Source organism: Winslowiella toletana (assembly GCF_032164335.1).
GTDB lineage: Bacteria > Pseudomonadota > Gammaproteobacteria > Enterobacterales > Enterobacteriaceae > Erwinia > Erwinia toletana_A.
Window position 1 is genome coordinate 4,598,037 of record NZ_CP134152.1, and the last position, 13,989, is coordinate 4,612,025.

At 54.2% G+C, this 13,989-nt stretch carries 13 protein-coding genes, 1 rRNA gene and 1 riboswitch; of the genes, 7 read left to right on the top strand and 7 right to left on the bottom strand.

What is annotated here, in order from left to right; genetic code table 11:
- Window positions 1-2: 2 nt before the first annotated feature.
- Window positions 3-1,545 (bottom strand): 16S ribosomal RNA (locus RIN69_RS20875).
- A 633-nt stretch (window positions 1,546-2,178) separates the two neighbouring features.
- On the opposite strand from RIN69_RS20875, the gene purH reads away from it, so the two are divergent.
- Window positions 2,179-3,768 (top strand): bifunctional phosphoribosylaminoimidazolecarboxamide formyltransferase/IMP cyclohydrolase, encoded by a 1,590-nt coding sequence (gene purH, locus RIN69_RS20880; protein ID WP_313854293.1) that lies wholly within the window; start codon window positions 2,179-2,181, stop codon window positions 3,766-3,768.
- A gap of 21 nt (window positions 3,769-3,789) precedes the next feature.
- Complete coding sequence (gene purD / locus RIN69_RS20885; protein ID WP_313854295.1) at window positions 3,790-5,070, top strand: phosphoribosylamine--glycine ligase; 1,281 nt, start codon at window positions 3,790-3,792, stop codon at window positions 5,068-5,070.
- 47 nt (window positions 5,071-5,117) lie between these two features.
- Here purD and RIN69_RS20890 read toward each other — a convergent pair whose 3' ends face one another.
- The 6 genes from RIN69_RS20890 to nudC form a co-directional block, all read right to left on the bottom strand.
- Window positions 5,118-5,771, bottom strand: a complete 654-nt coding sequence (locus RIN69_RS20890; RefSeq protein ID WP_313854296.1) for a DUF1481 domain-containing protein — start codon at window positions 5,769-5,771, stop codon at window positions 5,118-5,120.
- Between the two features lie 135 nt (window positions 5,772-5,906).
- Entirely contained in the window at window positions 5,907-6,179 is a 273-nt protein-coding gene (gene hupA, locus RIN69_RS20895) for a nucleoid-associated protein HU-alpha (RefSeq protein WP_017803060.1), read from the bottom strand.
- Between the two features lie 188 nt (window positions 6,180-6,367).
- Window positions 6,368-6,958, bottom strand: coding sequence for a YjaG family protein (locus RIN69_RS20900; protein WP_313854297.1), 591 nt, complete (start codon window positions 6,956-6,958; stop codon window positions 6,368-6,370).
- A gap of 65 nt (window positions 6,959-7,023) precedes the next feature.
- Entirely contained in the window at window positions 7,024-7,692 is a 669-nt protein-coding gene (nfi, locus tag RIN69_RS20905) for a deoxyribonuclease V (RefSeq protein WP_313854300.1), read from the bottom strand.
- A 2-nt stretch (window positions 7,693-7,694) separates the two neighbouring features.
- Window positions 7,695-8,762: a uroporphyrinogen decarboxylase gene (gene hemE / locus RIN69_RS20910; protein ID WP_313857828.1), complete on the bottom strand. Its 1,068-nt coding sequence runs from the start codon at window positions 8,760-8,762 to the stop codon at window positions 7,695-7,697.
- A 38-nt stretch (window positions 8,763-8,800) separates the two neighbouring features.
- Complete coding sequence (gene nudC / locus RIN69_RS20915; protein WP_313854302.1) at window positions 8,801-9,574, bottom strand: NAD(+) diphosphatase; 774 nt, start codon at window positions 9,572-9,574, stop codon at window positions 8,801-8,803.
- Window positions 9,575-9,691: 117 nt separating this feature from the next.
- Here nudC and rsd point away from each other — a divergent pair, with 117 nt between their 5' ends.
- From rsd to thiS, 5 genes are all read left to right on the top strand, one after another.
- A complete protein-coding gene (gene rsd, locus RIN69_RS20920; RefSeq protein WP_313854303.1) occupies window positions 9,692-10,198 on the top strand; it encodes a sigma D regulator in 507 nt (168 codons plus the stop codon).
- A gap of 86 nt (window positions 10,199-10,284) precedes the next feature.
- Window positions 10,285-10,385: riboswitch (TPP riboswitch) on the top strand.
- Window positions 10,386-10,476: 91 nt separating this feature from the next.
- Window positions 10,477-12,411 (top strand): phosphomethylpyrimidine synthase ThiC, encoded by a 1,935-nt coding sequence (gene thiC, locus RIN69_RS20925; RefSeq protein ID WP_313854304.1) that lies wholly within the window; start codon window positions 10,477-10,479, stop codon window positions 12,409-12,411.
- On the top strand, window positions 12,408-13,052 hold the full coding sequence (thiE, locus tag RIN69_RS20930) for a thiamine phosphate synthase (protein WP_313854305.1): 645 nt from the start codon (window positions 12,408-12,410) through the stop codon (window positions 13,050-13,052). The genes thiC and thiE overlap by 4 nt, the downstream gene beginning before the upstream one ends.
- Window positions 13,042-13,791 (top strand): HesA/MoeB/ThiF family protein, encoded by a 750-nt coding sequence (locus tag RIN69_RS20935; RefSeq protein ID WP_313854306.1) that lies wholly within the window; start codon window positions 13,042-13,044, stop codon window positions 13,789-13,791. Before thiE ends, RIN69_RS20935 begins: the two co-directional genes overlap by 11 nt.
- Window positions 13,788-13,988 carry a sulfur carrier protein ThiS gene (gene thiS, locus RIN69_RS20940; protein WP_313854307.1) on the top strand — a complete coding sequence of 67 codons (201 nt, stop codon included), beginning with the start codon at window positions 13,788-13,790 and terminating at the stop codon, window positions 13,986-13,988. The genes RIN69_RS20935 and thiS overlap by 4 nt, the downstream gene beginning before the upstream one ends.
- Window position 13,989: the final 1 nt, after the last annotated feature.

Below are 13,989 nucleotides of genomic sequence, written 5' to 3' on the forward strand. Positions count from 1 at the left end.
GGTAAGGAGGTGATCCAACCGCAGGTTCCCCTACGGTTACCTTGTTACGACTTCACCCCAGTCATGAATCACAAAGTGGTAAGCGCCCTCCCGAAGGTTAAGCTACCTACTTCTTTTGCAACCCACTCCCATGGTGTGACGGGCGGTGTGTACAAGGCCCGGGAACGTATTCACCGTAGCATTCTGATCTACGATTACTAGCGATTCCGACTTCACGGAGTCGAGTTGCAGACTCCGATCCGGACTACGACGCACTTTATGAGGTCCGCTTGCTCTCGCGAGGTCGCTTCTCTTTGTATGCGCCATTGTAGCACGTGTGTAGCCCTGGCCGTAAGGGCCATGATGACTTGACGTCATCCCCACCTTCCTCCGGTTTATCACCGGCAGTCTCCTTTGAGTTCCCGACATGACTCGCTGGCAACAAAGGATAAGGGTTGCGCTCGTTGCGGGACTTAACCCAACATTTCACAACACGAGCTGACGACAGCCATGCAGCACCTGTCTCACGGTTCCCGAAGGCACTAAGGCATCTCTGCCGAATTCCGTGGATGTCAAGGCCAGGTAAGGTTCTTCGCGTTGCATCGAATTAAACCACATGCTCCACCGCTTGTGCGGGCCCCCGTCAATTCATTTGAGTTTTAACCTTGCGGCCGTACTCCCCAGGCGGTCGACTTAACGCGTTAGCTCCGGAAGCCACGCCTCAAGGGCACAACCTCCAAGTCGACATCGTTTACGGCGTGGACTACCAGGGTATCTAATCCTGTTTGCTCCCCACGCTTTCGCACCTGAGCGTCAGTCTTCGTCCAGGGGGCCGCCTTCGCCACCGGTATTCCTCCAGATCTCTACGCATTTCACCGCTACACCTGGAATTCTACCCCCCTCTACGAGACTCAAGCTTGCCAGTTTCAAATGCAGTTCCCAGGTTGAGCCCGGGGATTTCACATCTGACTTAACAAACCGCCTGCGTGCGCTTTACGCCCAGTAATTCCGATTAACGCTTGCACCCTCCGTATTACCGCGGCTGCTGGCACGGAGTTAGCCGGTGCTTCTTCTGCGGGTAACGTCAATGACGAAGGTTATTAACCCTCATCCCTTCCTCCCCGCTGAAAGTACTTTACAACCCGAAGGCCTTCTTCATACACGCGGCATGGCTGCATCAGGCTTGCGCCCATTGTGCAATATTCCCCACTGCTGCCTCCCGTAGGAGTCTGGACCGTGTCTCAGTTCCAGTGTGGCTGGTCATCCTCTCAGACCAGCTAGGGATCGTCGCCTAGGTGAGCCGTTACCCCACCTACTAGCTAATCCCATCTGGGTTCATCCGATGGTGTGAGGCCCGAAGGTCCCCCACTTTGGTCTTGCGACGTTATGCGGTATTAGCTACCGTTTCCAGTAGTTATCCCCCTCCATCGGGCAGATCCCCAGACATTACTCACCCGTCCGCCACTCGTCACCCGGGGAGCAAGCTCCCCTGTGCTACCGTTCGACTTGCATGTGTTAGGCCTGCCGCCAGCGTTCAATCTGAGCCATGATCAAACTCTTCAATTAAAAAGCTTGATGCTCAAAGAATTAAAACTGTTATTCGTAATGAATATAGTAGTCACTCTTGAGACTTGATATTTCAAATTTTTTCCATCCGAGGATGGTTTGCGATATCAACCCTGCGAGTGCCCACACAGATTGTCTGATAAATTGTTAAAGAGCAGTGCAATCAGCGATTTGGCTTGCTGTTGCGAGGTGGCGTATATTACGCTTTCCTCCTTCAGAGTCAACCTCTTTTTCAGAAGTTTTTCTCCGGCGGTTCAGAACTTCCTGAACCTCTCAACACCGTGGCTGGTAAGCCGTTGTTCCGTGTCGATGGAGGCGCATTATAGGGAGTTCTCCGCAGGCCGCAACAGGTAAATTGCGATAAATTAACTGTTTGCTGCAATCCCCAGCAAAAGGCCACCTTATACGTGGTTATGCACAAACTTATCCACATTCATTATCGGGCGGAAATTTTGACGAGCATCACGCAAACGTTTTCGCTACAATGCCGGGCGACGTAACGGGCTCTCCTTTTGGGGCGTTACCTGAAACTTATCTTCTCTCCCTCTATATATAGAGAGAAAGCTAAGCTTGATGTAACGCTGTTTCATTACCCCAAGTCATTGCGAACCAAAGCCAAGGGATATAACCACCATGCAACAACCTCGTCCTCTACGCCGCGCGCTGCTCAGCGTGTCTGATAAAGCCGGTATCCTTGAATTTGCCCAGGCGCTCTCCAGCCGTGGTGTTGAACTACTCTCCACCGGAGGCACTGCTCGCCTGTTGGCTGATGCGGACCTGCCAGTGACCGAAGTATCGGATTACACCGGTTTCCCTGAAATGATGGATGGACGCGTCAAAACGCTGCACCCGAAAGTACACGGTGGCATTCTCGGTCGCCGCGGTCAGGATGATGCGATTATGGCGCAGCATGACATCTCCCCTATCGACATGGTGGTCGTCAATCTTTATCCGTTTGCTGAAACCGTGGCCCGCGAAGGTTGTTCACTGGAAGATGCGGTAGAGAATATCGATATCGGCGGCCCGACGATGGTGCGCTCCGCCGCCAAGAACCATAAAGATGTGGCGATCGTTGTAAACAGCAGTGACTACAGCGCGATCGTTGCCGAGCTGGATGCCAACGAAAACTCCCTGACGCTGGAAACGCGCTTCGACCTGGCAATCAAAGCCTTCGAACACACAGCCGCCTATGACAGCATGATCGCCAACTACTTCGGTAGCCTGGTACCGGCTTATCACGGCGAGTCCCGTGAGCCAGCTGGCCGCTTCCCGCGTACGTTAAACCTGAACTTCATTAAGAAGCAGGATATGCGTTACGGTGAAAACAGCCACCAGGATGCTGCCTTCTATATAGAAGAGAAGATCGCTGAAGCTTCGGTAGCCACTGCACAGCAGTTACAGGGCAAAGCGCTCTCTTATAACAACATCGCTGATACCGATGCCGCACTGGAATGCGTTAAAGAATTTAGCGAGCCGGCCTGCGTGATCGTCAAGCATGCTAACCCGTGCGGTGTGGCGGTGGGTGATGCGATCCTCGATGCTTACGAGCGTGCTTACAAAACCGACCCGACTTCAGCATTCGGCGGCATTATTGCTTTTAACCGCGAACTGGACGAAGCGACCGCGCAGGCGATCATCAGCCGCCAGTTTGTTGAAGTGATTATTGCTCCTTCCGCCAGCGAAGCCGCGCTGAAAATCACCGCAGCTAAACAGAATGTACGCGTGCTGACCTGCGGCCAGTGGCAGCAGCGTCAAAAAGGGCTGGATTTCAAACGCGTTAATGGTGGCTTACTGGTGCAGGACCGCGATCTCGGAATGGTCGATGAGAGCCAGCTGCGCGTAGTCAGCCAGCGTCAGCCAAGCGAACATGAGCTGCGTGATGCGCTGTTCTGCTGGAAAGTTGCGAAATTCGTTAAGTCCAACGCCATCGTGTATGCCAGCAACAATATGACCATTGGCATTGGTGCTGGCCAGATGAGCCGCGTCTACTCAGCGAAAATTGCCGGTATTAAAGCCGCAGACGAAGGTCTGGAAGTGAAAGGCTGCGCGATGGCTTCCGACGCCTTCTTCCCGTTCCGCGATGGTATTGACGCTGCCGCCGCCGTTGGCGTTAGCTGTGTTATTCAGCCGGGCGGTTCGATTCGTGATGACGAAGTGATTGCCGCAGCCAACGAGCATGGTATTGCGATGATCTTTACCGACATGCGCCATTTCCGCCATTAATCGTCCTCTGGAGAATTTGTGATGAAAATTTTAGTTATCGGTAATGGCGGTCGTGAACACGCACTGGCCTGGAAAGCAGCCCAGTCTCCTTTGGCCGAAACGGTATTTGTCGCGCCAGGCAATGCCGGCACGGCGCTGGAACCCGCGCTGCAAAACGTGGCTATCAGCGCGACGGATATTTCGGCGCTGCTGAATTTTGCTCAGAGAGAAAAAATCGATCTGACTATCGTTGGCCCGGAAGCGCCACTGGTTATCGGTGTGGTTGATGCATTCCGCGCCGCCGGTCTGAAGATTTTTGGCCCGACTCAGGCGGCAGCACAGCTGGAAGGCTCAAAAGCTTTCACCAAAGATTTCCTGGCACGTCACCAGATTCCTACCGCGGAATACCAGAATTTCACCGAAACAGAGCCAGCTCTGGCATACGTGCGCAGTAAAGGCGCGCCAATTGTAATTAAAGCTGACGGTCTGGCTGCCGGTAAAGGCGTGATTGTCGCGATGACGCTGCAGGAAGCGGAAGATGCCATTCAGGATATGCTGGCTGGTAATGCTTTTGGCGACGCTGGCCACCGCATCGTGGTGGAAGAGTTTCTTGATGGTGAAGAGGCCAGTTTTATTGTGATGGTCGACGGTGAAAATGTGTTGCCGATGGCTACCAGCCAGGATCACAAACGCGTCGGTGATGGCGATACCGGCCCTAACACCGGTGGAATGGGTGCCTACTCCCCGGCGCCGGTAGTGACGGATGAAATCCACCAGCGTGTAATGGACGAAGTGATCTGGCCAACCGTTCGCGGCATGGCAGCAGAAGGTAATACTTACACGGGTTTCCTGTATGCCGGCCTGATGATCGACAGCAACAATCAGCCGAAAGTGATCGAATTTAACTGTCGCTTTGGCGATCCGGAGACGCAACCGATCATGCTGCGTCTGCAATCGGATCTGGTTGATCTTTGCCTCGCGGCCTGCGACGGTAAATTAGATCAGAAAGATTCACAGTGGGATCCGCGCCCTTCACTGGGTGTGGTGCTGGCGGCAGGAGGTTATCCGGGCAACTACAATACCGGCGACCAGATCCACGGATTGCCACTGGAAGAAGTCGCTGACGGTAAAGTATTCCACGCCGGAACCACCATGCAGGACGATCTGGTGGTGACCAATGGTGGACGCGTATTATGCGTAACCGCGCTGGGTGATGATGTGGCTGCGGCACAACAGCGGGCTTATCAGCTGATGGAGCACATCTCGTGGGATGGCAGTTTTTGCCGTAAGGATATCGGTTACCGCGCGATTAATCGCAAATAAACCGCAAATGGGCGGTGAGAAGGTATTGCCGCCCATTCTGACACCTGTCAGAAATCTTTTTCCGTCGGCTCCCACTGACAAAAATCTTCATTTGCCACCAACAGTAACTGCGTGCCTTCTGGCGCCTCCAGCCAGGCGATGCTCACCGGAACCGCCGAACGACTCTGTCGCTGCATAATATATTGTATTGCGCTGTTATCCAGTGCTGGTTTTTCCTGCGCGCCCTGACAGGTTTTCACCTCGCCGCCCGAAAGCCAGTGCCCCTGTTTCAGCATCACACGCCCGGTAAGCAACGCGTCGCTAATTCTCAGCATTCGCTGTGCATCGAAAATATAAAGCTCTACAGCGTCCGCTGAGACCGATTCGCGTCGGCCCACTAACTGACGCTGCATAAAATTGAGTTTTCCCTGCTGATCGAATCGCAAGGTGATGTCATCAGGATGCGCGCCTTTAATATGCCGCTCGATGGAGAGCAAATTGCCAGCCTGCCAGTGGTAATCGGTGATCTCAGTCGCGTCGCCTTCAAACGGGCTAAATACCGTCATCATATGCGACACTTCCTGATGGGTGTCTTTGCGCCAGATACGCACCGCACCGCGATCGGCCAGATAGCCGCTGGCGGTAAAGTCCGGCAGAGAAGAACGCGAGCTACAACCCGCAAGAAGAACCATTGAAAGAATTAAAACGGACTTTAATTTCATAAAGCGTCATCGTCACTGTCAGATTGGTGCGAGCACTACGCAAGCCGAATATGACAAGTAAGATAGCCTGGGCAGCCAAAAAAACAAAAGGAGCGATTAATCGCTCCCAGTGTTCAAACCTTCACTGTAACGCTATTACTTAACAGCGTCTTTCAGTGCTTTACCAGATACGAATGCCGGTACGTTTGCAGCAGCAATTTTGATTTCGTTGCCAGTCTGCGGGTTGCGGCCAGTACGCTCAGCACGGTGGTTAACTTTAAAGGTACCAAAACCAACCAGTTGTACAGCATCACCTTCTTTCAGAGACTCAGTAATCGCAGCCAGGGTGGATTCCAGAGCAGCTTTAGCCTGGGTCTTAGACAGGTCCGCTTTGTCCGCAATTACATCAATCAGTTGAGTCTTGTTCATAAGTTATCCTTACAGTGTATTTATCGCTTGCTAAGCATCAAGTGCGAGGGAAAAGCCAGCATTCGGCACTCTTCAGCCTGCACGCACCGATAGCAACATTTTTCAGCCCCCCAAATGTAGACCAGACAGGGGGCGAATGTGAAGCCTTTAGGCATGACAAATCAGGCGTGAAGTCACGTTTTATCGCCTTACTGCTGAAAATTTATACCGATGTTACTGATTCCCGACTCGCGCAGGTCAGATCGCAGTCCTTTAATCAGGTCCAGGTCCCGCTCCTCGCAGGCTGCCAGCAGGCGAAAAATCTCCCACTGGATGTCCCACTCCTCTTCCACTGCAGGATTAACTTTTAGCTCATCATCGGTCATTTCGCGACCGGCCTGAGTCATTTCGAGGATAGCAACGGTCGTGATCGAAGTTTCACTCACTTCGATGGCATGACTAAAGGTTTCACCGCTCAGACGTGAGTGCAGCAACTCGCTCAGCGCCACGCAGGCATCAATTGCCGGGTGAACGCCGTAAACATCGTAATCCTCTGCCGCTGGAATCGCCTCTTCCAGTTTTTCCAGCTGGCTGTCGAAATTCACTTTGGCATCTTTCACCACCAGCGTTTCCCATACCAGATCGAGGATGCGGCGATACAGCTGAGGATCGGCAAAACCGGTCTGCTGGCAGAATGCCCAATAGTTGGGATACATACGCTCGCACAGGCAAGCCATAAAAGTAACGTGCTGCCAGCTTTCCAGCTTTTCCAGCCGCAGATGAATCGGATTACGTAACATGTTGGGATCTCATAGACATTGACGCGCGGCCTGCAGTGTACCTGAAAAGCCGCTGACTCACACCGTTAACCCTGTTGCTGCCAGCGCACGAAAGCGCTGCGCTGTGAGGCGACGGCGTCTGCCCAGCGGGTCGGTTCCGGCAGGCGATAACCCGCCATACAGTTCTCTACCCACTGTAGCGCGGTATCCAGACTGACGCGATGACCGCCTGAAACAAACAGCGGGTTACAGCGTTTTTTACTGCGCCATACCCAGCCGATCTGCTCGCCTTTATCCAGCAGCGGCTGACGGGAGCCCGGTTCTTCATCAAGCGGCTCAAAACGACCGCACAGACGTCGCTTTGCCACGCCAATGGTCGGCACATCCACCAGCAGCCCAAAATGGCTGGCAACGCCCAAGCGTCGCGGATGCGAAATGCCGTGACCATCGACCAGCACCAAGTCGGGTCGATGCTCCAGCATCTGCCAGGCAGCCAGTAGCGCAGGATATTCTCGGAAGGAGAGGAAGCCCGGAATATAGGGCATGGTGGTGGCGATGCGCGCCACCTTGTATTCAACCAGTTTTAACGAAGGATATTCCAGTATGACCAGCGCCGCGCGGGTAACCTCACCCTGCTGCTCGAATCCGACATCCGCGCCAGCAATCAGGCGCGGCGGCAAACAGTCAAAGTCATCGTGGCGAACCACTTCCGCTGCACGGGCCAGCTGCTCAGCGCGCAGCGCCTGAATATCCATGCTTACTCCTGATGGTAAGGACGCGATAACGCGTGTACTGCCTCCACAAAGGCACCGGCATGCTCTGGTGGCACATCCTGATGAATACCGTGCCCCAGGTTAAATACATGGCCGTTACCCTTACCGAAGCCTTGCAGAATGCCAGCAACTTCCTGCTGAATGCGTTCTGGCGAAGCATAAAGCATCGACGGGTCCATATTGCCCTGTAACGCGACTTTGTCACCGACGCGACGACGCGCATCGGCGATATCAGTCGTCCAGTCCAGGCCCAGCGCATCACAACCGGTTGCCGCCATCTCTTCCAGCCACTGACCGCCGCCTTTAGTAAACAGCGTTACCGGCACACGGCGGCCTTCGTTTTCATGCAGCAGGCCGTCGACGATTTTATGCATGTAGTACAGGGAGAAATCACGATAGTCGCGACCGGTCAGCACGCCACCCCAGGTATCAAAAATCATCAGCGACTGCGCACCCGCACGGATCTGAGCGTTCAGATACAGCGTGACGCTATCTGCCAGCTTATCCAGCATCAGATGCAGCGTTTCCGGCTCGGCATACATCATTTTTTTGATTTTGGTGAAGGCTTTGCTGCTGCCGCCTTCAACCATGTAGGTCGCCAGCGTCCACGGACTGCCGGAGAAACCAATCAGCGGCACTTCACCCTGCAGGTTTTTACGAATGGTGCGTACAGCGTTCATCACGTAACCCAGTTCGTGCTCCGGGTCCGGGATTGGCAGTTTTTCCACATCGGCGCGACAGGTAATCGGCGATGAGAAACGTGGGCCTTCACCGGTTTCGAAGTAGAGCCCTAAGCCCATCGCATCAGGAATGGTCAGGATATCGGAGAACAGGATCGCCGCATCAAGCGGATAACGTCGCAGTGGTTGCAGCGTGACTTCACACGCCAGCTCGGCATTCTTGCACAGTGACATAAAGTCACCCGCCACTGCGCGAGTGGCTTTGTACTCTGGCAAATAACGTCCTGCCTGACGCATCATCCATACCGGGGTGATATCAACGGGCTGGCGCAGCAGAGCACGCAGGTAACGATCGTTCTTCAATTCACTCATCATCAGACTCTCTCAAAAACAGGTGCTCAGTATATCACTCATTGCGCTTCGGCGCGGCACAGTGCAACAGTATCCTCAATCAGCCGACGGGCCACCGTACCCGGCGGCGGTAACAGCGGCAGCTCGTCATAGCGATACCAGCCAGCGTCAATCAGCTCTTTACCATCGTGCTGCAACTCACCGGCATCGTATTCGGCCATAAACGCCATCATCAGTGAATGAGGAAACGGCCACGGCTGCGAAGTCACGTAACGCACGTTTTTCACTTTGACGCTGCTCTCTTCCATCACTTCACGCGCCACGGCTTGCTCCAGCGTTTCGCCGACCTCAACAAATCCGGCCAGTACGGTATAAATACCGTTGCGATGGCGGGCATGCTGCGCCAGCAGTATCTCGTCGCCACGGCGAATGGCGACAATAATGCAGGGCGCGATTTGCGGATAGTAACGCTGACGACAATGGCCGCAGAGACAGGCATTTTCACTTTTGCTGTGGTGCATTTCGTGGCCGCAATAACCGCACCAGCGATGAGAGCGGAAGAATTCTGCCAGTTGGACCCCGCGCCCCGCCAGTTGAAACAACCCGACATCCTGATCGATAATTTGCCGTACCGATCCCATATTTTCCGCGCGGTTCTCGCGGATCAACCACACCTTTTCACCCTGCCATTCACCGATCAGCGATCCTTTCGATCCTGTCAGCCCGAAAGTTTCCGCATTACCGTGCGGCAGATCCCCCTTCGGTAACCAAAGTTTCTGCTCATGGCTGACAACCCACCAGCCAGCGTCTACGCTTGAGATCTCATGTTCCATAAAATTTGTTATCCTTTGCTTTAACAGGCACTCTGTAGTACTGATGTTAAGTATTCGGAAAGATGCTTATAACTATAATACCCAAAGTAGCAGGGTATTTACTCAACGGAGTTGATCATGCTTAACCAGTTAGATGCTCTGGCCGCACGCGTCGGTGGTAGTAATGAACTGGTGGATCTCTGGTTAAATGCCCGCAGACCGCTACTGGCCGCCTATTATCAGTTAGTGGGTATGAAGCCTAACAAAGATCCACTAACCGTACTTGACGATGAAGCTCTGGATAACTTTTGTCAGAGACTGGTGGACTACCTTTCCACCGGACACTTCAATATTTACGAACGTATCATTGATGAACTGCAGGGTGATAGCCCGCTGATTGCGGCTTCCCAGATTTATCCGGCGCTGCAGGCCAACACTGAACGCATCATGGATTATTACGATACTCACCTGGAAACGGCGATTGATGATGACAACTGTCTGGAATTCCAGCAGGCATTATCCGGCGTCGGTGAAGCGCTTGAAGCACGCTTTACTCTTGAAGATAAGCTGATTCAGCTCGCCTTCGACCACAAATTGCGCCCACAGCCAGCGGCCAATGAGCCTGCTCTGGTTCGTCCGGCGTAAGGTTGCTCAGGTAGTAAATTTGTTGTAGTTTGCCAAAAGCCCCCCTATGCTGGAGGGGCTATTTTTTGGTTGTGTTTTATACGACCAACATCTTGTCGGAGTGCCCCCCGGGGCTGAGACCGTTAATTCGGGATCCGCGGAACCTGATCAGGTTAGTACCTGCGAAGGGAACAAGAGTAAACAATCTTTTTCGGTGTTTGCCGACACGTCGTCACACCGTCTGTTACTCCCTCCGAACTCCGGACAAGCCATTTTTCCTTGTAATCAGGATATGAGCTATGTCTACCGTTGAGAAAAAATCCCGTCGTCGTGAGCAACGCGCTCAGGCCCAACAGTTTATCGATTCCCTGCAAGGCACCGCTTTTCCCAATTCCAGACGAATTTATCTGAGCGGTTCACGCGCGGATATTCGTGTGCCAATGCGTGAAATTCAGCTGAGCCAGACCATGGTGGGTGGCAGCAAAGATCAGCCAAAATTTGAGGATAACGAGCCGGTCCCGGTGTACGACACTGCCGGTCCGTATGGCGATCCGAGCGCCAGCATTGATGTCCATACTGGCCTGGAGAAATTACGTGCCGGCTGGATTGCTGAACGTGGTGATACACAAGAGATCGACCAGCTCAGCTCAAGCTATAGCCAGCAGCGGCTGGCCGATGAAGGACTGGAGCATTTGCGCTTTGATAACCTGCCGCGCCCGAAGCGCGCGCTGGCCGGTCGCTGTGTCACCCAGTTGCACTATGCTCGCCTCGGCATCATCACGCCGGAAATGGAATTTATCGCGCTGCGGGAAAATATGGGCCGCGATCGCATCCGCGGTGAGGTTCTGCTGCAACAGCATCCCGGCAACAGTTTCGGTGCACAGCTGCCGGAAAATATCACCGCCGAGTTTGTCCGCCAGGAAGTGGCCGCAGGTCGCGCGATTATCCCGGCCAATATCAATCATCCGGAATCGGAACCGATGATTATCGGCCGTAACTTCCTGGTGAAAGTGAATGCCAATATTGGTAATTCCGCGGTCACCTCTTCGATTGAAGAGGAAGTGGAGAAACTGGTGTGGTCTACCCGCTGGGGTGCCGACACGGTAATGGATCTCTCTACCGGCCGCTATATTCACGAAACTCGCGAATGGATTTTGCGTAACAGCCCGGTGCCGATTGGTACGGTGCCGATTTATCAGGCGCTGGAGAAAGTGAATGGCATTGCCGAAGACCTTAACTGGGAAATCTTCCGCGATACGCTGCTGGAACAGGCCGAACAGGGAGTGGATTATTTTACTATTCACGCCGGTGTGCTGCTGCGCTACGTGCCAATGACCGCGAAACGTCTGACCGGTATTGTCTCACGTGGCGGATCGATTATGGCCAAATGGTGCCTGTCACATCACCAGGAGAGCTTCCTTTATCAGCATTTCCGCGACATCTGCCAGATTTGCGCCGCCTATGATATTTCGCTGTCATTAGGCGACGGCCTGCGCCCCGGCTCGATTCAGGATGCCAATGACGAAGCACAGTTTGCCGAGCTGCGTACGCTGGGTGAGTTGACGAAAATCGCCTGGGAATATGATGTGCAGGTGATGATTGAAGGTCCGGGCCATGTGCCGATGCAGATGATTCGCCGGAATATGACCGAACAGCTGGAACACTGCCATGAAGCACCGTTCTATACCCTCGGCCCGTTAACCACCGATATTGCGCCAGGCTATGACCATTTCACCTCAGGCATTGGCGCGGCGATGATTGGCTGGTTCGGCTGTGCGATGCTCTGTTACGTTACGCCTAAAGAGCATCTTGGCCTGCCAAACAAGGAAGACGTCAAACAGGGACTGATCACCTACAAAATTGCCGCCCACGCCGCCGACCTCGCCAAAGGCCATCCGGGCGCGCAGATCCGCGATAACGCCATGTCAAAAGCACGCTTCGAATTCCGCTGGGAAGATCAGTTTAACCTGGCACTGGACCCGCATACCGCCCGGGCTTACCACGATGAAACTCTGCCGCAGGAATCCGGCAAAGTGGCACATTTCTGTTCCATGTGCGGCCCGAAATTCTGCTCAATGAAGATTACCCAGGAAGTGCGTGAATATGCCGCGCAGCAAGAGGCAATGGCACAGCCGATTGAGGTCGGCATGGCGCAGATGTCGACGGAATTCCGCAGTCGCGGCGGCGAACTTTATCACCCGGCCGATGGCCTGCAACAGGAGGAAAATGTATGAGCGCGCCCTTCCCTGCCACTGAAAAAAAACTCGGGCTTTATCCAGTGGTCGACAGTGTGGAATGGATTGCCCGCTTGCTGGACGCGGGTGTTCGCACCATCCAGTTGCGGATAAAAGATCAGCCTGACGAGGCAGTAGAACCGGCGATAGCTGCAGCCATCGCGCTGGGTAAACGCTATCGCGCACGTTTGTTTATCAATGATTACTGGCAGCTGGCAATTAAACATAACGCTTACGGCGTGCATCTCGGTCAGGAGGATCTGGATGTGGCCGATTTAGCCGCAATACGCAATGCCGGGCTGCGGCTGGGCCTTTCCACCCACGACGACGCTGAGCTGGATCGGGCGCTTGCCGTGCGCCCCTCTTATATCGCACTCGGCCATATTTTTCCTACCCAAACTAAAGATATGCCCTCTGCGCCACAGGGGCTGAATGAACTGAAACGCCATATTCGCCGTCTGGGCGATATTTCTACCGTAGCAATCGGCGGCATCAGCATTGAGCGGGCACCCGAAGTGCTGGCCTGCGGTGTCGGCAGTATTGCGGTGGTCAGCGCCATTACTCAGGCGGCAGACTGGCGACAAGCCACGCAAACTCTGCTGACGCTGACAGAGCCACAAGGGGCTGAGCATGCTGAATGACAGTGACTTCCTGCGCTACAGCCGTCAGCTGCTGCTGGAGGAGTTCGGCATCGAAGCTCAGGAAAAATTGCAGCACGCCAGCGTACTGATCGTCGGACTGGGCGGTCTGGGCTCACCTGCCGCGCTTTATCTGGCGGCCGCGGGAGTGGGCAAATTGCTGCTGGCAGATGATGACAAATTGCATATCAGCAATTTACAGCGACAGATTTTGTTTCGCAGTAGCGAAATCGGACAGCCAAAAGCGCTGCTGGCTCAGGGACATTTGCAGGCGATTAATCCACAGGTGGAGTCAATCGCGCTGGAACAACGAATGGATCCGCTGTCGCTGAAGACCGCAGTACAACAGGTCGATCTGGTGCTGGACTGCAGCGATAACATGACCACGCGTCAACAGGTGAATGCCGCCTGTGTTGCCAGCAACACACCGCTGGTCAGCGGCAGTGCGGTTGGCTTCGGCGGCCAGTTGATGGTCATCACCCCGCCGTGGACGCAGGGTTGCTACCGCTGCCTGTGGCCGGATGAAGCGGAACCCCAGCGTAATTGCCGTACCGCAGGAGTACTTGGCCCGGTCGTCGGTGTGATTGGCACGTTGCAGGCGCTGGAAGCCGTTAAATTACTGGCCGGACATTCATCACCGCTCAACGGCAAACTGCGACTGTTTGATGGCCGCCAACAGACCTGGCGCAGCTTAAATCTGCAGCGCTCGCCACACTGTCCGGTTTGTGGAGGCGAGTCATGAGGATTGTGGTCAATGACCAGCCGATAACGCTGGATATGCCGTTGTCGATTGTGGCGCTGCTTGAACAACTGGAACATCACCAGCCCGGTACCGCGCTGGCGGTTAATCAGACCATTGTGCCACGCGCCCATTGGCCGTCTTATCAGTTACAGGAGGGCGATGAACTGGTGATTTTCCAGGCCATCGCCGGAGGTTGAT

Bases quoted from the DNA above. Each gene is read 5' to 3' on its own strand.
- hemE (WP_313857828.1), bottom strand. From the start codon at position 8,762: ATGAGTGAATTGAAGAACGATCGTTACCTGCGTGCTCTGCTGCGCCAG.
- thiE (WP_313854305.1), top strand. From the start codon at position 12,408: ATGAGCGCGCCCTTCCCTGCCACTGAAAAAAAACTCGGGCTTTATCCA.
- nudC (WP_313854302.1), bottom strand. From the start codon at position 9,574: ATGGAACATGAGATCTCAAGCGTAGACGCTGGCTGGTGGGTTGTCAGC.
- purD (WP_313854295.1), top strand. From the start codon at position 3,790: ATGAAAATTTTAGTTATCGGTAATGGCGGTCGTGAACACGCACTGGCC.
- thiS (WP_313854307.1), top strand. From the start codon at position 13,788: ATGAGGATTGTGGTCAATGACCAGCCGATAACGCTGGATATGCCGTTG.
- rsd (WP_313854303.1), top strand. From the start codon at position 9,692: ATGCTTAACCAGTTAGATGCTCTGGCCGCACGCGTCGGTGGTAGTAAT.
- RIN69_RS20935 (WP_313854306.1), top strand. From the start codon at position 13,042: ATGCTGAATGACAGTGACTTCCTGCGCTACAGCCGTCAGCTGCTGCTG.
- nfi (WP_313854300.1), bottom strand. From the start codon at position 7,692: ATGGATATTCAGGCGCTGCGCGCTGAGCAGCTGGCCCGTGCAGCGGAA.
- hupA (WP_017803060.1), bottom strand. From the start codon at position 6,179: ATGAACAAGACTCAACTGATTGATGTAATTGCGGACAAAGCGGACCTG.
- RIN69_RS20900 (WP_313854297.1), bottom strand. From the start codon at position 6,958: ATGTTACGTAATCCGATTCATCTGCGGCTGGAAAAGCTGGAAAGCTGG.
- thiC (WP_313854304.1), top strand. From the start codon at position 10,477: ATGTCTACCGTTGAGAAAAAATCCCGTCGTCGTGAGCAACGCGCTCAG.
- RIN69_RS20890 (WP_313854296.1), bottom strand. From the start codon at position 5,771: ATGAAATTAAAGTCCGTTTTAATTCTTTCAATGGTTCTTCTTGCGGGT.
- purH (WP_313854293.1), top strand. From the start codon at position 2,179: ATGCAACAACCTCGTCCTCTACGCCGCGCGCTGCTCAGCGTGTCTGAT.